24 protein-coding genes and 1 tRNA gene are annotated in these 24,446 nt (G+C 38.3%); all 25 read left to right on the top strand.

The genetic code is table 11. The annotated features are described in order from the left end of the window. The first annotated feature begins 3 nt into the window (after window positions 1–3). The 25 genes from VCHSUH04_RS02110 (at window position 4) to VCHSUH04_RS01980 (ending at window position 24,422) form a co-directional block, all read left to right on the top strand. On the top strand, window positions 4–777 hold the full coding sequence (locus tag VCHSUH04_RS02110; RefSeq protein WP_105081743.1) for an ABC transporter ATP-binding protein: 774 nt from the start codon (window positions 4–6) through the stop codon (window positions 775–777). A gap of 466 nt (window positions 778–1,243) precedes the next feature. Then, on the top strand, window positions 1,244–2,035 hold the full coding sequence (locus VCHSUH04_RS02105) for a uracil-DNA glycosylase (RefSeq protein WP_105085138.1): 792 nt from the start codon (window positions 1,244–1,246) through the stop codon (window positions 2,033–2,035). A gap of 80 nt (window positions 2,036–2,115) precedes the next feature. Further along, window positions 2,116–3,195: a DUF805 domain-containing protein gene (locus VCHSUH04_RS02100; protein WP_105085137.1), complete on the top strand. Its 1,080-nt coding sequence runs from the start codon at window positions 2,116–2,118 to the stop codon at window positions 3,193–3,195. A 391-nt stretch (window positions 3,196–3,586) separates the two neighbouring features. Next, window positions 3,587–5,722, top strand: coding sequence for a ribonuclease J (locus tag VCHSUH04_RS02095; RefSeq protein ID WP_233188233.1), 2,136 nt, complete (start codon window positions 3,587–3,589; stop codon window positions 5,720–5,722). A 194-nt stretch (window positions 5,723–5,916) separates the two neighbouring features. Further along, window positions 5,917–6,876, top strand: a complete 960-nt coding sequence (locus VCHSUH04_RS02090; RefSeq protein WP_105085135.1) for a DUF2232 domain-containing protein — start codon at window positions 5,917–5,919, stop codon at window positions 6,874–6,876. Between the two features lie 16 nt (window positions 6,877–6,892). Then, a complete protein-coding gene (locus VCHSUH04_RS02085; protein WP_105085134.1) occupies window positions 6,893–8,920 on the top strand; it encodes a DHH family phosphoesterase in 2,028 nt (675 codons plus the stop codon). After that, window positions 8,917–9,363, top strand: a complete 447-nt coding sequence (gene rplI, locus VCHSUH04_RS02080) for a 50S ribosomal protein L9 (protein WP_004694699.1) — start codon at window positions 8,917–8,919, stop codon at window positions 9,361–9,363. Before VCHSUH04_RS02085 ends, rplI begins: the two co-directional genes overlap by 4 nt. Before the next feature lie 69 nt (window positions 9,364–9,432). After that, window positions 9,433–10,791 (top strand): replicative DNA helicase, encoded by a 1,359-nt coding sequence (gene dnaB / locus VCHSUH04_RS02075; RefSeq protein ID WP_105085133.1) that lies wholly within the window; start codon window positions 9,433–9,435, stop codon window positions 10,789–10,791. Between the two features lie 338 nt (window positions 10,792–11,129). Beyond that, complete coding sequence (locus VCHSUH04_RS02070) at window positions 11,130–11,888, top strand: DUF3969 family protein (RefSeq protein ID WP_105085132.1); 759 nt, start codon at window positions 11,130–11,132, stop codon at window positions 11,886–11,888. Window positions 11,889–12,092: 204 nt separating this feature from the next. Continuing rightward, the gene (locus VCHSUH04_RS02065) at window positions 12,093–13,376 is read left to right on the top strand and encodes a DNA repair protein (RefSeq protein WP_105085131.1); all 1,284 of its coding nucleotides are present in this window, start codon (window positions 12,093–12,095) and stop codon (window positions 13,374–13,376) included. A gap of 4 nt (window positions 13,377–13,380) precedes the next feature. Continuing rightward, the gene (locus VCHSUH04_RS02060) at window positions 13,381–13,704 is read left to right on the top strand and encodes a YolD-like family protein (RefSeq protein WP_199176427.1); all 324 of its coding nucleotides are present in this window, start codon (window positions 13,381–13,383) and stop codon (window positions 13,702–13,704) included. Window positions 13,705–14,077: 373 nt separating this feature from the next. Beyond that, window positions 14,078–16,210, top strand: a complete 2,133-nt coding sequence (locus VCHSUH04_RS02055; RefSeq protein WP_105085130.1) for a heavy metal translocating P-type ATPase — start codon at window positions 14,078–14,080, stop codon at window positions 16,208–16,210. A 330-nt stretch (window positions 16,211–16,540) separates the two neighbouring features. Continuing rightward, complete coding sequence (locus tag VCHSUH04_RS02050) at window positions 16,541–17,494, top strand: magnesium transporter CorA family protein (protein ID WP_105085129.1); 954 nt, start codon at window positions 16,541–16,543, stop codon at window positions 17,492–17,494. Between the two features lie 193 nt (window positions 17,495–17,687). Then, a tRNA-Ser gene (locus tag VCHSUH04_RS02045) sits at window positions 17,688–17,776 on the top strand. A 28-nt stretch (window positions 17,777–17,804) separates the two neighbouring features. Continuing rightward, window positions 17,805–18,029, top strand: a complete 225-nt coding sequence (locus VCHSUH04_RS02040; protein WP_369819977.1) for a transposase — start codon at window positions 17,805–17,807, stop codon at window positions 18,027–18,029. Window positions 18,030–18,056: 27 nt separating this feature from the next. Then, window positions 18,057–18,488 carry a DUF4265 domain-containing protein gene (locus tag VCHSUH04_RS02035; RefSeq protein ID WP_105085128.1) on the top strand — a complete coding sequence of 144 codons (432 nt, stop codon included), beginning with the start codon at window positions 18,057–18,059 and terminating at the stop codon, window positions 18,486–18,488. A 536-nt stretch (window positions 18,489–19,024) separates the two neighbouring features. Next, window positions 19,025–19,528, top strand: a complete 504-nt coding sequence (locus VCHSUH04_RS10250; RefSeq protein WP_105085126.1) for an RHS repeat-associated core domain-containing protein — start codon at window positions 19,025–19,027, stop codon at window positions 19,526–19,528. Window positions 19,529–19,905: 377 nt separating this feature from the next. Then, window positions 19,906–20,199 carry an ankyrin repeat domain-containing protein gene (locus tag VCHSUH04_RS02020; RefSeq protein WP_105085125.1) on the top strand — a complete coding sequence of 98 codons (294 nt, stop codon included), beginning with the start codon at window positions 19,906–19,908 and terminating at the stop codon, window positions 20,197–20,199. Window positions 20,200–20,447: 248 nt separating this feature from the next. Then, the gene (locus tag VCHSUH04_RS02015; protein WP_105085124.1) at window positions 20,448–20,900 is read left to right on the top strand and encodes a hypothetical protein; all 453 of its coding nucleotides are present in this window, start codon (window positions 20,448–20,450) and stop codon (window positions 20,898–20,900) included. Window positions 20,901–20,992: 92 nt separating this feature from the next. Further along, complete coding sequence (locus VCHSUH04_RS02010; RefSeq protein ID WP_105085123.1) at window positions 20,993–21,304, top strand: hypothetical protein; 312 nt, start codon at window positions 20,993–20,995, stop codon at window positions 21,302–21,304. A 295-nt stretch (window positions 21,305–21,599) separates the two neighbouring features. Then, window positions 21,600–22,082: a hypothetical protein gene (locus VCHSUH04_RS02005; protein ID WP_105085122.1), complete on the top strand. Its 483-nt coding sequence runs from the start codon at window positions 21,600–21,602 to the stop codon at window positions 22,080–22,082. Window positions 22,083–22,134: 52 nt separating this feature from the next. Next, window positions 22,135–22,452: a hypothetical protein gene (locus VCHSUH04_RS02000; protein WP_105085121.1), complete on the top strand. Its 318-nt coding sequence runs from the start codon at window positions 22,135–22,137 to the stop codon at window positions 22,450–22,452. Window positions 22,453–22,623: 171 nt separating this feature from the next. Continuing rightward, window positions 22,624–22,923 carry a hypothetical protein gene (locus VCHSUH04_RS01995; protein ID WP_105085120.1) on the top strand — a complete coding sequence of 100 codons (300 nt, stop codon included), beginning with the start codon at window positions 22,624–22,626 and terminating at the stop codon, window positions 22,921–22,923. Window positions 22,924–23,210: 287 nt separating this feature from the next. After that, entirely contained in the window at window positions 23,211–23,597 is a 387-nt protein-coding gene (locus VCHSUH04_RS01985) for an ankyrin repeat domain-containing protein (protein ID WP_105085119.1), read from the top strand. A 57-nt stretch (window positions 23,598–23,654) separates the two neighbouring features. Next, complete coding sequence (locus tag VCHSUH04_RS01980) at window positions 23,655–24,422, top strand: hypothetical protein (RefSeq protein WP_105085118.1); 768 nt, start codon at window positions 23,655–23,657, stop codon at window positions 24,420–24,422. The last annotated feature ends 24 nt before the right edge of the window (window positions 24,423–24,446 follow it).

The raw sequence follows: 24,446 nt of genomic DNA, 5'->3' as shown, positions 1-24,446 counted from the left end.
CTCATGGGTTACATTTCGGTGCGCAATGCACATAAGGAATTTATGAAAGATGGGGAACCACTCACCATTCTTGAAGATATTAATCTAGACATTGAAAAGGGCGAGTTTATTTGCCTCTTAGGCCCTTCTGGTTCCGGTAAAAGTACGCTGTTAAACGCTATAGCGGGCTTTGAGCTTGTTACATCTGGTTCCATTACTATCGACGGTGAAGAGGTGAAAGCGCCTCAACTCAGATATGTAACGGTATTTCAAAACTATGGTTTGTTGCCGTGGCGTACGGTAGAAAGCAATATTGAGCTAGGCCTTGAAAGTAAAAAGGTTCCTAAAGAAGAGCGTCCCGCTATTATCGATAAATACGTTAAAATGGTAGGCCTTGACCACGCCCGCAATCGTTATCCTGCAGAACTATCTGGGGGCATGCAACAACGTGTATCCATTGCCCGTGCACTAGCGGTGGATCCAGATATTATCTTCATGGACGAACCACTAGGCGCACTTGATGCGTTGACACGCATCAACTTGCAAGACGAAATCTCTCGTATCTGCCGAGAAGAAGGTAAAACAGTTGTATTCGTTACGCACGACATTGAAGAAGCCGTAGTTCTTGCAGACCGCGTCGTAGTACTAGCAGCAAATCCGGGTCGTGTACAAACTATCATCCCTGTAAACATCATCGACAGAACCGATCGTACATCGCCGAACTTTGTTAATATACGGAACCACATCTTCGAACAATTCCAATTAGCAAAAGAAGACAAAATCGAGTTCTATATTTAGTTTTATATATCAGTTATATACATCTCAAAAGAAACACCCAAGAGTTTATATTCTCTTGGGTGTTTTACAATGGACAAAATCCTAAAATAATGTATACTATAAGTAGCTGAAGGATTGTAAGAATTCACTGTAAGCACAAAAAAACTCCCTCAAGAACCGCGAAATACTTGAGGGAGTTTTTTATTGCTTATGGTCGTCTAAGCTAACGGGGTTAATCACCATGAAATTTCCTATCTAACCACTTGCAAATGAGATAGCTGGTCACATTTACCACGATAGGAACTAGAAGGATTATAAGAATATCTTTCACTGTTGCACCTCCTTTCTGTACCTGTTTCCCCAGAACGGAGTGGTGACATCTTGATTGTAGTACATATAACTATATATTTCTTATGCAATTCGTGTAATTATCATGTATAGTAGATATATATCGGTAATAACATATGAAATTTAAATTGGAGGCTGTATGTCTTTATTTGAGTTAGAGAAGACCTTGTCTTTTGATGAATATATAGCGTCCTTTGATGCAGAGAGAGTAGAGAAGGTGCGCAGTTTTGTAGATTGGCTTGCTCAGTATCAAGGTAGTCTTGTCCATAATCCTTGGGGTGAGGTTAATCCTGAATTAGAGATTGTCACAAAGGGCTTTGATGCGGCACAGGTGCGCCGAGATAATTTGGTAGCCTATTTATTGCCCCGCTTAGGTCGAGCTAAGGTCTTTGTAGTGGCAGAGGCAGTAGGCTATCAAGGGGGACGCTTCACAGGTATTGCCATTACTTGTGAAAGAATGCTACTAGATAAGCACAAAATCATTCGTGCGAAGGATGTAACGCCTATTCATTTGGAACGTACTAGTTCACCTACTAGCGCTTTGTTAAAAGGAACACAGCAAAAGGATGGTTTTAATGAACCTACTGATACTGTGGTGTGGAGTGCTATTGTTGAAAAGGGCATCGATACTTATGATACATTGCTGTGGAACATATTCCCCTTCCACCCGCATAAGGAAGGAAATCCACTGACGAATCGCACACCTACGGATAAAGAGCAACAATTAGGTTGGGACTATACAAAACGCTTGTTAGATTTACATCTCGAGCTCGGTGGTGTAGAACCTCTTATGCTCGCCGTAGGACAAAAGTCTGCTGATACGATGGGCAAATTTGGTCTGTCTGCTATTGGCTTGCGCCATCCAGCGAACGGTGGAGCTAATCTATATCGCCAAGGATTTGCTGAGGCGGTAGATACCTATTTAAAATAATAGGTGATTGAGATTATTAAAATAATAAGTAATTGAGATAGTTAAAATAATAAAAGATTGAGAGTTTTGGAGAGAAGTTTATGAAACGTTATTGTGATGCTTGCCGTCATTATTGTGATGAGGCGGCTATGTTTTGCCCTACTTGTGGGCAGTATACAGTAGCAACAGAGGTGGAGCGTATCGCACCAGAAGGTGATGTAATCTATCCTTTTGCCCATTACCAAATGAGTTATAAAGATACATTCCTCTATGTAATGGGGAAAAAGTTCATGGATACGGATGGGCGTGCCTCTCGTAGAGAGTTTTTCCAGTTTCTATTGTTGTGGCATATTGCTATTGTCGGCTTGCTAGCAGTATTTTATGGCTTAACAGCCATATTCCATACGGGTCCATATCTAATCGGATTAGCCGGTCTTATCGTTGCTATACTCAGCTTAGTTTCTTTGATGCCTTTGGCTGCGTTATCTGTACGACGCCTCCATGATACTGGTAAAAGCAGTGCTACCTTGTTGTTGTTTCTTATTCCCTTTGTAGGGCCTTTGATCTTATTAGGTTTGTTATGTGTAAAAGGACAGCCACAGGATAATCAATATGGCAGCGCATTGCAACATATCGTCATAGATAAGCGCTTGGCATCTATTATGAAGGTATCTCCTACGAGTAGTGCTTTAACTACACGTGTTCTAGTGGGGTTACTTGTTATAGTAATCTGTGTGTTTGGCGCATCTTTACGTGCGATGGGCCCAGCTAATGAAGTATTCCCTGACGGATGGCTTACAAACTCTATCGTTGGTGAAGGCAGTGCGGAAGCAGCGCGAGCTTCTGTGCAAAATTATTTTGATGCCGTAAATAACAAGGATTATGATAAGGCTTTCACCTATATCATTAGCCAAGCTAGTACAAATCCAGTGGAGAAGCAAAAATGGCTAGAGTCCATGAAACAGGCGCCAAAGGTGGATGTAGTATCCCTAGGTGTTACACGGGTGAGTCGCACAGGGGATTTGAAGCGCATTGTCTTTGATGCAAGCCTACAAACTACAAAGGCTGGCGCCGGTGTTGTAGAATCAACGCCGATGAAGCGCTATATTTCTGTCATTGAAGAGAATGGTGTGTGGCGTATCGAAGGATTTTACAAAACTATGCCAGATGATGACAAATAGAATATGATATATCTAAATAGCGTTAACATGGGGGCTACCCTCTTTTGTTAACGCTATTTTTATGTTACAATAGACATAACGTATGAAAGCGATGCTTTCATCAAAATCGATCGGATTATATTGCAAGACCCATTGGATAGGAACGAAGAGAACGTACCCGTCGCGGCTGACATATCTAATGATGGCGATATACTCATTTGCTATGGCAAATGGTCACAACAACACTAGGAACGGCAAAAATTGATAGCGCATCTTTGCGCCTATTTGACGAGACGCTAGTATTTTAGCGCCTTTTTCTTTGTGTGGCCTCCGTAGCATAGATCAATTCAAGTGATAGGTGAGAAAAGAAACTATGTTAAATAAAATAATGAACAAAATTTTAGGAGGAACTGTGAATACAACAGATAATCAGGTTACTGCACAAGTGAAAGCAGAACCAACAGTAGCAAAACCTGCTACTCGTACAGCTGCGGCTGAAGGCGAACATAAACAGACTCGCCGCCGTACTAATACACGCCGCCCTGCTGGCGAGGGTCGTACTCGTCAACATGCAGCTGGTGAAGGTGAAGGCACAACACACCAACGCCGTACAAATACTCGTACAAATGCAAATGGTAGCCGTACTAATACGACACGCCGTACAAATACACGTCGCAATGCTGAGCAAGGTGAAGGTCAAGAACGTACAGAACGTAAACCTCGTCAAACTCGTGCACCACGCGGTGAACGTAGTGAAAATACGCGTAATACGCGCTCTAACAATGGTCGCAATAGTCAAAACCGTAACAACAACCGTCCAAATAATCGCTCTACAAACCGCAACAATCAAGAGGCTCCTGTGGAATTAGTAGGTCGTACACCAAATGGCGCTAACAAAGGTAAATTCCAAATTATCCCTCTTGGCGGTCTTGGTGAAATCGGTAAAAACATGACCATCTTCCAATATGAGGACGAAATCATCGTTCTCGACTCTGGTCTTGCGTTCCCTAGCGAAGATATGCTTGGCGTAGATATCGTTATTCCTGATATGAGCTATATCATCGAGAATAAGGATCGCGTGAAAGCTGTCGTAATTACCCATGGTCACGAGGACCATATTGGTTCCTTGGCATACCTTATGAAAGAAATCAATTGCCCAGTATATGCAACAAATCTCGTTTGTGGTTTGATTGAAGGTAAGTTTAAAGAACATAAGGTATCTCCAAAATGTCTTCGCACGATTGCTGCAGGCGATGAAGTTCAAATTGGTCAAGTGAAGGTTGGTTTTATCCAAACAAATCATTCCATCCCGGATTCCTGCGCTGTGTACTTCGATACACCAATCGGTACTGTACTTCATACAGGTGACTTTAAAATCGACCAAACACCAGTTGATGGCCGTTTGATGGATATGCACAAATTTGCTGAGCTCGGCAATAAAGGTGTATTGGCCTTGATGTCCGACTCTACAAACGTTGAAAAACCAGGTACTACAGGTTCTGAAAGTTCCGTAGGTCCTGCTATTAAACAAGCTGTTGGCGAAGCAAAAGGCCGCGTTGTGTTAGCTACATTTGCATCTAACGTATCTCGTATCCAACAAGCTATTGATGCAGCAGTTATGTTCAATCGTAAGGTTGTCGTTATGGGCCGCAGTATGGTAAATGTTACAGAAATCGCTCAAGAACGCGGTTACTTGAACATTCCATCAAATACAATCATCGACGTAGATGTAATGCACAACTACACAGATGACCAAATTATGATCTTAACAACTGGTTCTCAAGGTGAACCGATGGCAGGCTTGTCCCGTATGGCTACAAGCAACCACCGCACTGTAGAGTTGGCACCGAATGATACAGTTATCATCTCTGCTACACCAATCCCAGGTAACGAAGGTGCTGTAGGTCGAACTATCGATAACTTGCTCCGATTAGGTTGTCATGTAGTCTACGGTAAAGACCGTGGCATCCACGTATCTGGTCATGCGAGCCAAGAAGAGCTTAAAACAATGCTTAACCTTGTTCGCCCAGAATACTTTATTCCAGTTCATGGTGAGTACCGCATGTTGCGCCGTCATGGTGAACTTGGCGTTGCTATGGGCGTAGATCCTAAGAAAGTCCTTATCGGCGACAATGGTCAAATCTTTGAATTCGATAAAGATGGTGGCCGTAAAGGTGGCCGTGTACAAGCTGGTGCTATTTTCGTAGATGGCCTTGGCGTTGGTGATGTAGGTAACATCGTTATCCGTGACCGTCAACAATTGGCACAAGAAGGTATGGTTATCGTTGTAATGGCGATGGATAAAGCATCTGGTACAATCGTAGCTGGTCCAGACCTCGTATCTCGTGGCTTCGTATACGTACGCGATGCAGAAGAACTCATGCTTGCTGCAGAACGTAGGGTAGAACAAGTTCTTGAAGATTGCGAAGTGCAACGCATTAAAGACTGGACTACTATTAAGCAAAACGTACGCGACGCGTTGGGTAAATTCTTCTACGATAAAACTCGCCGCCGTCCTATGATCTTGCCGATTATTCAAGACGTATAATCACATATAATAAACAAAAGTACCGCACCCTATGGTGTGGTACTTTTAACATTTTAAAAAGGACCTACAGAATCTACTATAAATAGCGGTGTCATCGCGTTTGTCTACTATATAGGGTATTTGAAGTTACCTTTTTAAACTGTTATAATTAAAAGATACCAATTAATCTATCTTCTTATATAGAATGGAGATTTATGAAACAAACAAATACAAGAGCGATGGTAGAAACTGCATTTGTATCGGCTATCGTTGTTATGTTAACTCTAATAGGAACGACCGTACCATTCCTTAGCTTGCTAGCGACCTTAGTTGCACCTGCAGGGATTGCACTCATTGGTATCCGCTGGGGCAGCCGATATAGCTGTGCCGCATCAGCAGTGGCATTTGTACTCGTATCCTTATTAGTAGGCCCATTAATGGCGCTTGCGACCATTTTGACATACTCCTTGCCAAGCATTTTTCTCGGTGAGGCTTTCCGAGCAAATTGGCCCTTGGGTAAACTTATCGTTATACCAGCCATAGCGCTTACAGTGACGAGTCTTGTGGGAATTTTAATCTCTGCAGGTGTTACATCCTTTGATTTGACTCAGATTAATCATATGATTGATGTAGACCTTAAAAATGCGCTTATTGAGTCTATTAAGCAACAGCCTATGACACAAGAACAAATGGATGCCTATATTAATCGTATCGATCTTGCTATACAACAAGCGAAGCGGATGATTTTGGCATACTGGTTTGGAGCTAATACGGTTGTTATTTATATTCTTGCTAAACTTGTTACATATATTGGGCGCCGTACCAACAGTGTGGTGCGCACATTGTCTCCGATGGATACTTGGCGCATGCCGATTTGGGGTGCTGGCGTATTAGCCGTAGGTATTATCCTTGCTTATGGCGGTCAGTACTTGGGCTATGCTAATGGTATTCTTTCAGATATAGGCCTTAATATTGCTTTGTTGGGTGGCATGATATGTGGTCTCAATGGTATTACATGCTTGTTATCCATTATGAAGTCTTATAACTTGGCAGGCATCTTTAAGTTTGCTATCATAGGCTTCCTGTATGTGATGAGTCCAATGGCACTTGTTATATATGGTATTTTAGATATGTTTTTAGATATGCGAGCACGTTTCCAAAAACGTAGCTTGTAATAGAAAGGAGGCCGTTATGAAATCCTTTCAACGGAAATGGGAAGGTTTAGAAATTACCATTATTACCGTTATCGTATTATTGTTATTATTGTTGGCCTATCTAAATTGGGCCATTGCAATTCTAGCTTTAATTATCGTAGTAGCGGCATATTTGGTTAACTACAATACCCTTCATAACCGGCGTCGTTTAGCGAGAGAACAGTTTAGTGCGATGATGAAAAACGTCACACAAGCTTCTAACTTTGCTTTACAAAACTTGCCAATGGGCATTGTTCTTGTTAATAAACAAGGCACCTTGGTATGGAATAATAGTGTCTTTGCAGACTGGGTTACAGTAGACTGGAATAAACTTCAAAAGATGTCTGCTCTATTACCGGGCTTCCGCATCGATAAAATTTGGGGTAAATCCGGATATATGACGGAAAAATATGATGAAAGATACTTCCAAGTTATTTATAAATTCATCGATCCGCGCGATGTGCGACCAGATATTCATAGTGAAGATGAATTGGCAGAACATGCAGTAATGGCTTTGTATTTCAAAGATATTACTGACCTAGAAAAGGCGCGTATTAAAGCTGAAGAAAATCAGCCTGTATGGGGCATGATTCAAATCGATAATCTCGAAGAATTGACAAAAGGTCTTAGTGACCGCGAGTATACTAGTGTCTGGAGCGATATTAATAATATCATTATGGATGAGATTGACCGTTATGAAGGCTTTATCCGTAACTTCCAAGACGATATGTATACCTTGGCCATTTCTCGCGATGCTCTTCATGAGATGGAGGAAAACGGCTTTAAGTTGCTTGAACGCATTCGTAAATTGCCTTCTCCTCGTCAGGTGCCAGCTACGATTTCTGTCGGTATTAGCGAGAATGTAGGCTCTGTGAAAGAGGTTTCAAGTCGTGCTCGCGCTGCCTTAGATATTGCTTTAGGTCGCGGTGGTGACCAAGTATGTATCATGGATGGTGAAAGTACGCGCTTCTTCGGTGGTAATACAGCTGGTGTTGAGAAAAATACGCGTGTTCGTGCTCGTGTTGTATCGCAAGCTTTACATGAACTTATGCTTGATTCAGATAAGATTCTTGTGATGGGGCATAAACGTGAGGATTATGATGCATTAGGTGGTATTATTGGTATTGTAGCCATTGCACGAACCTTGGGTAAAGAATTGCGCATCGTGCTTTCAAAGGAAACGAGCGCTATCGATAAAATGGTAACTGTTCTGAAAGAAGATGAGTTCTGGAAAGAACATATTATTACCCCTGAAGTTGCAAAAACATGGGTGGACGCCAATACACTTACTATTGTATGTGATACGCATCGTCAAGAAATGGTAGCGGCACAAGAAGCCCTTGAAATTTCTGAACGACGCATTGTTATCGATCATCACCGTCGTGCAGCGGACTTTGTAGAAAATCCATTGCTTACGTACTTGGAACCAACTGCATCGTCCACATCTGAGCTTGTTACAGAGCTTGTGCAATACGCAGGTGGGGGCGTAAAACTTTCAAAAGCAGAAGCAACAGGCATCTATGCAGGTATCGTTCTAGATACGAAGAACTTTGTGCAACAAACTGGTGCACGTACCTTTGAAGCGGCAGCATTCTTACGCCGTGCAGGGGCAGATATTGAAAAGGTTAAACAATTATTTATTGAAACCTTCGATTCCATCCAATTGCGTGCTAAAATAGTATTTGCAGCCAATCGTACAGAAGGAATTGCTATTTCTGTAGCACCTGAAGGCTTGAAGGATATGATGGCATTAGCGGCACAAAGTGCGGATATGCTCATCAGTAATGAAGATATTGAAGCAGCCTTTGTACTGTATTCCTTGAATGACGGCGGTATCGGCGTTAGTGCTCGATCCAAAGGCAAGGTAAATGTACAGGTTGTAATGGAAGCCTTGGGTGGCGGTGGTCACAGAACCGTGGCTGGTGCCCAATTACAAGGTATGACCGTAGAGGAAGCGAAGCAGGCCATCTTAGAGCGTGCTCTAGAAGCCCTTCATTCCGCTGAACAAGAGGAGGAACAACAATGAAAGTAGTATTGTTAGAAGACGTTAAAAAAGTTGGTAAAAAAGGTGAAATCGTTGAAGTTAGCGATGCATATGGCCGTAATGTATTAATCAAAAAAGGTCTTGGCCTTGAAGGTACAGCAACTAACGTAAATAATGCGAAACAAAAGCAAGAATCTATCGCTCACAATAAAGCGGTTGCCAATGACGAGGCTAAAATCTTGGCAGCTCAATTGACTAAGGTTGAAGTAACTGTAAAAGTTCGCATGGGTGAAGAAGGTCGTGTATTCGGTTCCGTTACTGCAAAAGATATTTCCGATGCAGCTAAAGCGCAATACAAAGTAGATATCGATAAAAAGAAAATCGAAATCAAAGAACCATTGAAAACATTAGGCGTACATGATGTACTCGTTCGTGTTCATCCTGAAATTACAAGTACTATCAAGGTTAACGTAGTAGCTGAATAATAGTGTTCACCATGCTCTTTGAGTATGGTGAATTCTTTTATCCATAGTGGTTTTATAAAGGGGATTATCATGGATGTACGCATTCCACCGCATAATTTAGATGCGGAAAAAGCCGTTTTGGGGGCTTTATTAACGAATGGATCCAACTCGGGTGCCGTTGTCGATACAGTGACGAGTATTCTAAAATCTGAAGACTTTTACCGCGATGCGCATCGTATTATTTATGATGCTATCTTAGAAATCGTGCATGCTAACAAGACGGCGGACTTTATCACTGTTGGTGAAGAGCTAGATCGTCGTAAGCGTCTCGATGCGGTAGGCGGTCTTGCATATATTACATCTTTGGCTAATGAATCGGTGTCCTATAATGTAGAGGAACATGCGAAAATCATTAGTGAGAAAGCTCAGTTGCGCCGTCTTATCGATGCAGGGAATAAAATCGTAGGCATGACGTACGCTGGCGAAGATGAGCCAACGGCTATCCTCAACAAGGCGGAACAAATGGTATTGGACGTAAGTGGTCAAACACAGTCCGAATCATCATTTGCTCCTATTGGGGAGGTCGTATTATCTAACTTAGATAAATTAAATGCATTGCAACAGCATGATGGTGCTATTACAGGCGTTCCAACAGGCTTTAAAGATGTAGATCATGTCTTTAATGGTCTACAAAAATCTGACCTTATCCTCGTAGCAGCTCGTCCTGCGATGGGGAAAACGGCTTTCACCTTGAACATCGCTCAAAACGTAACGATGTTGTACGACAAGACGGTAGCATTCTTCTCCCTAGAAATGGGCAAGGAACAGCTCGTTGGTCGTATTTTGTCCTCTGTAGCAGGCGTAAGCTCCGAAAAATTGCGCCGTGCAAATATGGATCCAGCAGACTGGGAAAAGGTCATTGCCGCAGCGGACCGTATGAGTAAATCCAAGCTCTTTATCGATGATACGCCAGGCCTTACCGTACAAGATATGCGCTCTAAATTGCGTCGTCTTAAGGTGGAACATGGTCTCGATCTCGTTATCGTCGACTATATTCAGTTGATGCAAGGCCGTAACTCCGGCAAGGGAAGCGAGAACCGTCAACAAGAGGTATCTGAAATCTCTCGTAACCTTAAATTGATCGCCCGTGAGTTTAACGTGCCTCTCATTGCCTTGTCTCAGTTGTCTCGTAGTGTTGAAAGCAGACCAGATAAACGGCCTGTACTATCTGATCTCCGTGAATCTGGTTCCCTTGAACAAGATGCGGATATCGTTATCTTCTTGTACCGCGATAAATATTACGATGAAAACTCCGAAAAAGGGGACAATGCAGAAGTCCTCATTCGTAAACACCGTAATGGTTCCGTCGGTACCGTGGAACTCCAATTCGTTGGGGAATTCACACAATTTAGAGACGTGGAATTCCGAGACATGGGGCCGGAACAATAATGAAAACTATCGTGGGGTGCCTATATTGATGGGGCCCGACTTTATTTCGACAACTTAGTTACAAAAAAGCACCACCTATCTCGTGGCTCCAAACGACACGTAAGTCGCCCCTCGATAGGTGGTGCTCTTTTTGTATTACGTTAGTAAAAATAAGTCCCATCAATATAGTGGCACTAGATAGTTTTCAGTGTATTGTTGGAAGAACTGGAAATAGAAGTTTTGGGTTATGTTAGTAGAAAATAAGTTTTATTAAAGTGTATAATAGTGCTAGATAGATTTTATAGTATCGTACAATACGTAAGTATTGTGAGATGGAATATAAGGTTTCCATCCTATGTATGATGAATTTAACTATTAGTGGAAAACAAAATATCGAATTTTATTTATTGATGGTTGGATTAGGTGCTGCAGAGGCTTATAAATATAAGCATATTAGTCTGGGTGTATTTGAGAGCCTGCATTATGATTTGTCCATGATAGTTTTAATTGATGAATACCAGTTGTCAAAGGACTTAAGGGAGATTGTTTTCCAAGGTATGGGCATGGAAGATATTGTTGATGCAGCAGAGTGGTTTGAAGACTTTGATTGGGAAAGTCATTTGCGTGATGCGATAGATTACTTGGAACTGGATTGTATATCTAGATTAATGGAGCCCTCATATCATACTTGTATTAATGATTTCACCTTGTTTGATGTACCTAATACTGATAGCGTTGAGCATCTCTATATTTCTTTTGTATCTCATCATAGTTTTGAGCAAATCATGATGATTTTTATGCTAGGGTATACAGTATTTTTGATTGAGTTAGGTGAGTATTGCACTGATGCCTTTGATAGTTTTAAACGTAACTACCTTACTAATCTTCGAGCCATAAACCGTGGCGAGTCCGAGGTTTTAAGTGAAGCTCTTGAATTATTTGACTCTTGTGATAACGGGAACGATTTTTTGAGCAATAAACGACAACAATTGTGGTTAAGAAAGATTTCCATAGATCTTAGAGGTCACTTTTTTAGACTTAAAGAGTCTAGCATGAGGTATCGTAGTGAGAAGGGATTAGTTTATTATAGAAGGCCTAAAGAAACCATATTGAATTAAGTTATACACGTACTTAAGAGTACCTATTATTAGATTTGATGTCTAATAGTAGGTACTTTTTCATTTTTATGTCCAAAATTTGCCACTATAACAACAAACATATGTTTGAAAATACTTTGTATTTTTGTTATACTAATCATAGAAATTATTCTTCTTGTAATTCTTATAAACTTCAGGTGTTTAGCGGTTTAAGGGGGTGTTTGTATGGGTTCAGCTGATACGGATCGAATGTATATGTGCATTGATTTGAAGAGTTTTTACGCGTCTGTGGAGTGTGCCGATTTGGGGCTGGATCCGTTTACGACGCCTCTGGTGGTGGCCGATGGGTCTCGTGGCAAAGGGGCTATTACATTGGCCATTTCACCAGCCTTAAAAAAGCTAGGTGTTAAGAATCGCAGTCGTCTTTTTGAGATTCCTCCGCACATTGAGTATTTGACGGTGAAGCCTCATATGAAGCGGTATATGCAGGCGTCTGCTGAGATTTACGGGACTTTGCTCAAGTATGTGGCACCTGAGGATGTACATGTATACTCTATCGACGAGTATTTTATCGATATTACGCCTTACTTACTGCTCTACAAGAAAACGCCTCGAGAGCTAGCGCAGATGCTACTTGATGCGGTGTTAGAGGCGACCAAGATTTATGCCACCGTTGGGATTGGAACAAACTTGTTCCTTGCCAAGATTGCTCTCGATATTCTCGCAAAACATGCGCCTGATTTTATAGGATATCTTGATGAAAGCCTCTTTAAAGATAAAATTTGGTATCATCAGCCCTTGACTGACATTTGGCAGATTGGTAAGGGCATAGCCAACCGCTTACATAAATATGGAGCTTATGATTTGCATGGTATTACCATGGTTCCAGAGGCCAAGTTGTACAAGGAATTTGGTGTTAATGCAGAGCTCATTATCGATCATGCTTGGGGCCGTGAGCCGTGTACGATTGCAGATATTCATGCGTATCGTCCTATTAAGCATTCTATCTCGCATAGCCAGATTTTGTTGCGTAACTATACTTACGAAGAGGCATACGTGCCTATGCGAGAAATGGTGGAGTCCTTGGTACTAGAGCTTTTACAAATCAAAGGGGTTACGAACCATATTCACGTTCATATTGGCTATGCAGATGAAATGGTACGCTCCACAGGCGGTTCTAAGAAGCTCAAACAATATACAGATTCTCTACAGACATTGACGGCGGCTGTTATTAAATTATATGAGAAGCATGTCCATAAAAATGAGCTTATCCGTCGTATAGGTGTAAGCTTTGAGGATTTAGTCAATCGCTCTGCTATACCTCAGGAGATAGATTTATTTAGCTCTCTTGCGACGGAGGAAGAGGAAAAGGAGCGGCAAGTACATGAGGCGATGTTATCTATCAAGGAGCAGTTCGGTAAAAATGCTATTTTACGTGCCTCTAGCTTGCAAGAGGAAGGGACAATGCGCTTTAGAAATACCTTGGTAGGTGGCCATAATGGGGAATAAATTAATGAAACATCGTATGTCTCGTTTACAACGGGCGAAACAATTTATGCCCTTTGCGGCATTAAAGGGCTTTGAAGTATTACTGGCAGCTGTGGCACGGCCTAAAGAGAATCGTGTAGAGCTATCGGAGGATCAAATAGAGGAATTAAACCGTACTATACAATCCTTGGTGGAAGGGGATTTTGTACGAGTGCTTTATTATACAGGTCATTGCTATACGGAATTAGTAGGGACTGTCGAGGCGATAGGTAAACCTGCACATAGTCTATCTATTGAGAGCGTAGCCATTGCTTTTAAAGATATAAAGGAAATTAATCTTTTTGAATAAGAACCCTTTTGAATAAGAACCTTTGAAGAGTTGATAATAATAACACTAATGTAATTGGTAAAGTAATCAAATAAAGAAACTCAGTAAAGTAAATTGTAAAGTGAAGAAAAATAGATTTGGCCTATGCTCATGTATGATGAGTATAGGCTATTTTACTATTGTTTATTATCATAGATATTTTGATAATTCTTCTTGACATGCACTATATCTTCTATTAAAATAAACGTATGAATGAGTATTCATATAAAAAATATCTGATGAAAAATGTTTAGGAACATATATAACAAGATATGAAACAAGATATGTCTAATAAGTATTAGAAACTAACTTACTATATAGGATAGAAGCTTTCACCATTATCAAAGGAGATATCATGGAAGAAACATTGTTGTTGAAGGATTTGAACTGTGCGAACTGCGCAGCAAAAATTGAAGATCGTATCCGTAAAATGGATGTTGTAGAAACTGCAAATTTCACAATTGCTACACATCAATTAAAATTAACTGGCTCTTGGGAAGACCGTGAAGCTCTTAAACGTGATATTCAAGAGATTTGTGATGCTATTGAAGAGGGCGTAACAGTAGCTGATTACGAGCGTAAATCTAAAGCGGCTGTGGATGACCATGGTCATGATCACGACCACGGCAGTGAGGCAGTAACAATTGCAGTTATCATAGCAGGCCTATTGTTTATGGCTTACGAAGCATTGACTACAGTTGTTCCGTCCATCAGCTTGCCAGAGTCTATCGAAACTCCAATTTACTATATTGCCTATATTCTTCTTGCGTTCCCAGTATTGCGCATCGCAGGTCGTAATATCCTAAAAGGTGAAGTATTTGATGAAAACTTCTTGATGTCTATCGCTACATTGGGTGCTATTGCTATCGATGCATTGCCTGAAGCCGTAGGCGTTATCTTGTTTTACCGTATTGGTGAGTTCTTCGAAGAAAAAGCAACTGATCGTAGTCGTACAGAAATCATGAACGCTGTTGATATGCGTCCTCAAGAGGTGCGCGTTGTAGATACAGACTGCGGTGGTGAAATCGTAGTTATGGCTCCTGAAAAGGTTGAAGTAGGCTGGACTATCGAAGTTCGTCCTGGCGATTTAATCCCTCTAGACGGTACAGTTCTTGAAGGTGAAACTCGCGTTAACACCGCGCCTGTAACAGGTGAGCCTGTTCCTGTTCGCGCCGTACCTGGCACTCAACTTATGTCTGGTTGCATCAATGAATCTGGTCGCATTACGATGCGTGTAGATAAGGTTCTTGAAGAATCCATGGTTACTAAAATTCTTGATGCCGTGGAAAATGCAGCATCCTCTAAACCTAAAATCGATCGCTTCATTACGCGTTTTGCTCGCGTGTACACTCCAATCGTTGTACTCCTTGCTCTTGCTGTTGCTATTATTCCATCCCTTATTACAGGTGAATGGCATAAATGGATCTACACAGCCTTAACATTCCTCGTTATTTCTTGCCCATGTGCATTGGTACTTAGCGTACCGCTTGCATTCTTCTCCGGTATCGGCAATGCATCTAAACACGGTATCTTGCTTAAAGGTGGTCGCGTTATCGAGGCGTTGGCTAATGTGAAAGCAGTAGCTCTTGATAAAACTGGTACAATCACATCTGGTGAGTTCAAAGTTCACAGCGTAGAAACTGTAGGCTCCCATGTAAGCTCTGGTCAATTGTTATCCATGGCTGCAGCTATCGAAGCCGTTTCTACGCATCCAATCGCAACAAGCATCGTGTCTGAAGCAAAAGATCAAGGCCTTACAGTGGAACCTTCAGATTTCGTTCAAGAATTAGCTGGCGAAGGTATGGTTGGTATGACAGATGGTCAACAAGTACTTGTTGGTAACCGTCGTCTTATGGAACGCTATAATGTTCAAGGCTATCCAACAGAACCTGCTGAATACGGTACAGAAGTTCTTGTCGCAGAAGGTAATACATACTTAGGTCGTATTATCATCGCCGATGAAGCTCGTCCTGATTCCGCAGAGGCTATCGCTAATCTTAATGGTCAAGATATTAAAACTGTTATGCTTACAGGTGATGCTGAAGCAAGTGCAAATTACATTGCTAAAAAAACTGGCGTAAGTGCTGTACGTGCTCAGTTGTTGCCTCAAGATAAATTGTCCGTTGTACAAGATATTCGCTCTGAATATGGTCCAACCATGTTCGTAGGGGACGGCATCAACGATGCTCCAGTACTTGCTGGTGCTGATGTTGGTGGTGCGATGGGTAGCGGTGCTGATGCGGCTATCGAAGCAGCAGATGTTGTGTTCATGCGTTCATCTTTGACTGCTATTGCACACGTTCTTGACTTGTCCAAAGCGACATTACGTGTAGCATGGCAAAACGTAGTGTTCGCTATTGCTGTTAAAATCCTCATCATGGCACTTGGCCTTATGGGCTACGCATCCATGTGGTGGGCAGTATTTGGTGATACTGGCGTATCCATCCTTTGTATTTTGAACTCTATTCGCATCTTGCGCCGCAATTAGGTGAAAGCAGAGTTTATAGCTCTATAGAGCAACGAAATAAATTACATTATCCTGATCTGAATGATTAGGGCTGATATAAATAACCTCTAGGTTAGTAACTGGCTAACTTAGAGGTTATTTTATTGTGTGAATTAAACATTTACGATACTTTTATTAGATGATGAATTGTAAAATATATTGCGACATACATTTGTACATCATAAATAGACATAAAACTGTATATGTATGTTCTAGATACACAAAACTTTCACAATTGAATTGAATAATAGCTATAAAATAGTATATAATTTATTAGATGATTACTATAAGTTTGTTGGAAGGAGGGATAGCATGATTACGGTGTATAAACACATAGAAGAAGAGTTAATTTCCGATAGCACTGTATCAGATGCCACAAAAGGTTCTTGGGTAAATTTGGTGAACCCAGACCCCGATGAGTTATCCCTTATCAATATTTTGACGGAAATCCCAACGGACGTTTTAAAGACTGCTCTCGATATGGAAGAACGTTCTCACGTGGAGTTAGAGGATAACTACATCTTTATCGTTATTAATATTCCGGTTATCCGTGGTAACGATATGTATGATACAGTACCGCTTGGTATCTTCTTGACGCCAGACTTCTTCATTACTATCTGCTTAGAAGAGTCCGAAGTATTGTATCCATTTATTTCTAATCAGATCTCTACGTTCTATACATACAAAAAGACCCGTTTCTTGTTCCAAATCTTGTATCGCACAGCAACTATGTTCTTGCGCTACTTGCAACAAATCAACCGTCGTACAGACGACATTGAAGTTCAATTGCGTCATACTACAAAGAATAAAGACTTCTTCCAATTGTTGGAATTACAGAAATCCATGACATACTTTACATCTGCATTGCGCACGAATGGTACCGTTATGGAACGACTATTGCGCTTGCGTGGTCATAGTTCCTATAAACATCTTCTCAAGATGTACGAAGAGGATGAGGACTTACTAGAGGACGTTATCATCGAGAATAAACAGGCCATCGAGATGGTTGAAATGTACTCCAATATCTTGATGAACATGATGAATGCCTTTACATCCATTATTTCGAACAACCTTAACTTGGTTATGAAAATGTTAGCTACCCTTACTATTGCTATGGCGGTGCCAACAATCGTATTTAGCTTGTGGGGAACAAACGTGCCATTGCCATTCCAAGAGGATCCAGAGGGATTCTATGAGGTTATAGGTGTTGCATTAGTATTCTCTATTATTGCCATTATCGGTATGTGGAAAAAAGATTTATTCTAATGATGAAGAACAGTTGAAATTTCAAATTCATATCAACTGTACAAGGTAACACTACATATATATGGTGACCATAAGTACATATGGAAGCACTAAATATACATGAAAAAAGCTGGCTATGAGCCAGCTTTTTTGCTTGCTTAACTATTACGTTATTGCTTATTATTGGGCCAATCTGATATAATAGTACCGTTATGGAGAGGTGTCCGAGTGGTTTAAGGAGCTGGTCTTGAAAACCAGTGACTCCGCAAGGGGCCGTGGGTTCGAATCCCACCCTCTCCGCCACAATTTAGAAAGCCCTTTAGGTTATGATATGTACCCCCTTTACTGGACAACCAGTAAAGGGGGTATTTTAATGAGATATAGTTATGAATTTAAAAGAAAAGCAATTGAATTATTCTATCAAGGTTTAAGGGAAGTAGCTATTGTAGCGGGTATTAACTCTGGGCAACTGTATCAATGGGTTCATAAATACAAAATTTGGGGATACAATGGTCTTATAAATAAACCTAAAGGTCGAATCAAGATCCTACAGTAGTTAGCAAGGTTATTTAAGGTAATTAAAATGAAAAAGCTTTTTTTTAATCTAGAAGTAATTGATGGTTATCCTCCAGTATCTATGGAAAGCATTTGGGCAGAAGTGACTGAAGAAGGCTATCTTAAAATAAATAATATTCCTTTTTATAGCAAAGAAATCTCTTTAGGTGATATTGTTAGTGTAATACAAAAGGAAGAAGATTATTTATTATATGATAAAACTATAATTCATAGTAAAAATAGTACATTGCGGATTGTTTTCTTTAATGAAAACCAGAAATTTAAAGATAAAATATTAACTAAACTAATAGAACTTGGATGTGAGTATGAAGCATTTAATGTAAATTTCTATGCAATAAACATACCAATTCAAGTAGATATAGAAGAAATATATCTTTTCTTAGATGAGTTTGTGGAAACTGACGATTTAGATTATGACACAGGGTATTTGGCACAATAATTTATGCAAGCTATATCTTGCATAATATCGTAATATCTAGAAAATTCTAGCATTGTTTACGTAATAGAAATTTTAAGACGATGTGAAGGCAGACATCTATTACAGGAGATCCAATATGAAAAAAAACTGATTATTTTTGGTTTAAAGAATGTCCTATATGTGATGGACAAGGAAGATTAATTATTAAAAAAAACATTAACTTTAATAAGTTATTTTTCTGTTGCGATGAATGTATGAGTTGCTGGGAAAATGAGGATGACTTAACTCAACAAAGAAAAAAATTTATGGAATATTCTATCAAGTCAAAGATAGTGAATGCTTCAGAGGCCGATATTAGTAATTTTCATTGGGAAAAATATAAACTACATAAGTGTTCTGATACATTCATCTGATTTTATTAACTGTAGCAAGCGTAAGTTGGGTCGAGACCCAACAAAATATTAAGGTCGTCTGAAATAACCTTCAGACGACCTTTCTTATGATTTTTATCAAAAAAATACTGACAAAGGTATGCCTGGGAAAATAGTCGGTTAGCTATCACAAATGAAAACAGTACGTGCTACCGCTTTGCCTACGACGTACTCGACCGCCTTAAAACCTACCACGGCACGACCTATTACTACGACTGCACCGGCAACCTGATCCACCGCGAACTGGCCGACGGCGAAAGCCGCCAACAAACCCACTACTTCCACTGCGACCAAATCGGCATCCCGAGAGAGATGATTGATAAGGACGGTAAGCTGGTTTGGCTCAGGGATTATTACGGTTGGGGAAAACTAAAGAGCGAAACCAAAGTAACAGATAGCGCATACGAGCCCTTCCGCCTGCAGAACCAGTATGTCGACCATGAAACGGGGCTGCATTACAACCTAATGCGTTATTACGAGCCAGAGGCCGGGCGGTTTGTGAATCACAATCCTATTAAATATTTAGGAGGTACAAATTTTTATACTTATGCATTTAGTATCGTAAATTGGGTAGATTTTCTAGGATTAAATCCCTTTAGAGTGTTTGGCAAAGTTACAATAATTGTTTAACAAAGCAAATAAAAAAATAATAAATCTGATAAATGTGATCGAGAATATCAACTAGTGAAAAGGTTTTGTGATACTCCAGTATCACCTCAAGCGTCTATATGCGCAACTCTAAGTGCGCAAATTAATCATGCCAAAAGATGTATCGAGTTATAACTAATTAGGATAGAAAAATGTAACCCTGGAGACATACAATCAAAATAAATGGTTGTTAAAATAGGCTAGATGCTTTAAAAGAAAAAGCAAAATCTGAATATACTAAATAAATTCTTTATGAGGCTAAATAATGAATAATTTCTTGAAAAATCTTTTTTAAATATCAGGATTTCCCTAGTTTTTTGAATCATAGTCCTATAACCTCCGTACATGACTTAGGATTTATGGGAGAAACATTATTAAATTTAGCAGTTAATTCCCAATCTAAAAAAGATGTTATTCTATTAATAGAAAATGGAGCAAATGTCAATCAACAAGGTGAATTAAATTTCACTCCTATTCAAAATGCTTGTCTTTATGGAAATCTTGATATTATTGAAATTCTTTTAAAAAATGGTGCTAAAACAAATATAAAAAATGAGTTTGGATATGATGCAAAACATTATACATCTGAAGAATATCACGATAAAAAGAAATCTAAAGAAATTAGAAACCTAATGGGATATTACAAACAATAAGTTACATATTTAATAGAAACCTGATAAAACATTAAGGCCGTCTGAAAAACGAAGAAGTTTCAGACGACCTCGAAGAGGAAACCGGATTTGTTTGGGACGGCAGTTACCTCTTGCAGAAAGTCCAGCCGGACGGCAGGTATACCTATATCTACACCGATTCTTACAGCTATAACCCTTGGCACAGGTACACAACCGGACCAACATGGTAATAAATACTCTTTAAAGAATGCACATAAGAAGGAGAAATTATGTATTTAGATCAAGTAAATTATGAATTAAACAAAAAAATCAATGATTTTGTATGTAACTCAAATGATGCTACTACGCCGGAGGAACGCATTGATATTCTCAATCAAGCATGGGAACTTTTACCCAAACCAGCCACTCAATTCGTTGAGCCTACTTCGGCAATCGCCTGTGGTATTTCAGAAAATTATAAAAAATTAGGTGATTATCAAAAAGCCCTTGAGTGGATGTTAATTGCACTTGAGGCACGAAAAGATGAACCTGCAGCAGGTGTGATTATATGGACAGGAATCGTTTATTACGAATTGGGTGATATGGAAAATGCCTATAAATATTTTGACCTAACTTATAATGAGCTACGTTACACACCTTTCTCTATGGAAGACAAAAAATATTGGCAATTTTATAAGCAACGTAAAGAAGAATTAAATCCTAAGAAAAAAACTAAAAAGTAAGATTCGATATTTTCAGACGCCCTTTTTTGTACCGTACTTAACCGCTGCTACGCCTACGACCCGGATGTAGTATAACTAGAGGGAAATATACTATGAAATATCATATTGAAGATTTAAGAGACCAATTACATAACCATAACTGGATTGTTTTGAAAGAATCAGAAGGAAATGATTTAGATATATCAGAATATTGGACTATTCGTCATAGATACCAACCAAACAAAACTTGTACTCTAGCTTTTGAAGCAATGGATGACTTGGAAGTTTTACCAATCGAAAAAAGTTATGCATGTTTTTTATCTGAAGAGCCAGCTATATCATTATACTTTTCTAAGAGCATTAAGTTATGGAAGAGAGATTTAAATACATTCATTTTAAATCTGAATTCTTTTATAATTTGCTGATTTTAAATCCTTCAAACTATATAAAGCTAATCAAAATCCAAATAACTGTAAATGTTTCTAGCAAGCGTAGGTTGGGTCAAGACCCAACAAAATATCAAGGTCGTCTGAAAAAAGATGAGCGGTTTACAAGAATACGCACCAGCCGTTTAGATTGCAAAACACCCTTGTCCGCACTGGTATGTAGTTACTGCCAAAATGGATGGAAATCTTAGTCAAAAAAGAAATAATGGGAATGGTACATTTTTTTGGAAGTACTACAAAGATAATGTAACCGTACAACATAGGAAATAGTATCATGACAACTTTAGAAGATAAGATCTTTACTTTAAAACAGAATAATTTAATGGAAAAAATGAAAGAAATTCATTTTTTAAATAATTTAATTTCAGATTCTGAAAAAATTATTCCATATCCACTCTCATGTGAAATAATAAATCGTACTTTTACCTCCTATAGAAATATAGAATTATTAAAAGAAAAATTTAGTTTATCAATAAAAAATGAAATATTAAATTCTTTTGGATCAGAGGAAAATGATATTGCTTATGTATACTTTTATGGAGGAATACATGATTCGGCTGAAATACCAATAGAATTATTCCCCTTGTTTATTATCAAAATAAAAAATATTAGCAATTGGCTAGAATTAATAAATAAACCTAATTTTTATTGTTTAAAATTCTTTAGTAATAAAATAGATAAAGTTATCGATATATCTCTACTCGACAATGAGGAAGATGTGTTATCTATTTCTATTGGAGTGAACTCAAATAAATAAACTATTCCAGCAGAAGCAATCCTTTGCCTTGTATAACTTAAAGGAGTTTACCATGAAAGAATTATTAGAAAAACTTGAAAATAATAGTTTTATTGATAAGGTCAGAATGGATCTTGAATTCGATGTAAAGGACTACCAAGAATTATTAGAAATTTTAAATGAAATAAAGCATTATACTCATAATCATACTCTAATTGAAAAAAGACTAGCGTCTTATTTATATGAGATACCAAAATTAACACATATTTGGTATCTCAATCTAAAAGACGATCCAAATAAAAATAAATCTTCTATTGTTAGTCAACTTGAAGAAGCATGGATAGAGTTAGATTCAATAATTGGAGAAGAAATTCTTGGTCAAGGACAATAAATACCTCTTAACAAACACAGATTGTGGCTCACAATGCAGATTTTTCCATTGCACAAAAAATAGATGAAGAGACCGGGTTGCACTTAATTCATTCATCCAAAAAAGGAGCCCATATTGTTCCTGCATTGCCTGATATAACATAAATTCTATATTTTATTTGAGAAATTAATTATGAAAAAACAAGAAATTATTTTAAGTATGCAAATGGCTTTTCTTGGGGCGATTTGTAACAAAGTCAGACTTATCGCATTTGATATGACCGAAGAATTATTTACTCTTTATGTATATATTGATTCACCACTGACAGATGATGAGTATGAAGCAATAGATAGTGCAGTTACAGATGTATTGGCTGATTTTCCAAATTTTCTATCTGAAAAAATATATATTATTGAAAATAATGATAATATTCTTTCATTAAATATATACAAAGGATGCTTTTTTATGAGATTTGAAAATAAAGTTGATTAAATAACACGTTGTAAAAAAACAGCAAACGATAAATATGATGCAAAGACTCCTTCTGGTGATAGTATTATTTTGTCCTCAGATGGGAAAGTTCGTTTTTTTAATCATAATATCGACTCTATTGATGAAGAAGTTGGTGTGGTTGCAAATAATTTTTTAGAATTGCTTGAGAAATTATATTAGTAAACTTTAGCTAGCTGAAACCCTCAATCCTTACATAGCATGTGTACAGTACGCACTCGGTTTCTGTTTTTATTAAATTTATCAACATAGAACTATAGGTATTATTAATGAAAAAAGAATTATTATCTATTTTAAAAAAATATGAAACGCATCCTGATTTTTTAGGTGACACTATTGAAGATGTAAATCAAGTAGGAGGTATGGATGATACAGTTTTACATATTGCAGCCAGAAATAATTCTTTAAATGATGCTCTTGTATTTCTTCAAAATGGGGCATTGATCGATCTTAAAGGGGACTTAGGATATACTCCCCTACATTATGCATGCATGTTTGGAAATATAGAAATGGTGAAAGTACTCCTTGATAATGGATCTGATACAAATATACAAAATGAATTTGGAGAAAATGCCGTTAGAATTGCAACTAACTCATCCAGCGAAAATAAAGAGAAGATAGTAAAACTATTAAATGATTTTAGAAAACGTAAATAAAAAATAGATTATAAATCAATCAAATGGTGCCATACCTTAAAATATAGAAAGTAAGACATGAATAAAAACAATCTAATTTTATTAATCAAAAATCAAATGTCAGATAAACAAAAAAATGAAAATGCCTTACATTTAAATACACTTTTACTAAGCTCAATAGAAAATCCTAGTATAGATAATGATTGTTTCATAGAATTATTTGACTATTATTCTGATATATCCCAAGGAGAAGTAAGTGGGCTATTTAATTTACTACAATCTTTAACCAAACATGAAATCAATATAATTCATGATTTTTTAGAATATATTTCAAAGTTTATCAAAGACTTAGGACTATGTTGTGAATTTGAAAAATTCCTTATGGAAGTAAAATATATACAAGAAAGAAATTATTTAGAGGAAAAAATTAGGCATACTTTTCCAGTTTTCAAAGTTGATAAAAATAACATCATAAGTTTTGATGATAGTGATAACTCTTATATATTTTCTATAATGCAACTATCTACTAAAACTTGGATTGAGATAACATACGATGATTTTCTTTCAATACTTGAATCACTAGAGTGGCAAGCTTTTACTAATAAGGCTTTATTATATTTTACTCCTTGCTGTTTAAAATATATTTTTTCTAATCTATCTAAATTTCATTTATATGGTTACGTTGTTGAATTTTTATATCTTGCACTAAGAAACAAAAGTACAATATTTAACACTACTCAAATCAACTTGATCATTGATTTTTTAAAATTAATCCAGAATTTTAACCAGGAAATTAGTGTTGAAACACAAAAAAAAATAACAAGTACTATTCAACTTTATTTATAACTTCCCGATCGTAAAGGGGGCGGT

This window comes from Veillonella sp. T14073-2 (assembly GCF_002959875.1).
Lineage (GTDB): Bacteria > Bacillota > Negativicutes > Veillonellales > Veillonellaceae > Veillonella > Veillonella infantium.
Note: the sequence above shows the minus strand (reverse complement) of the source record. Positions and strands in the feature narration are given on the sequence as shown.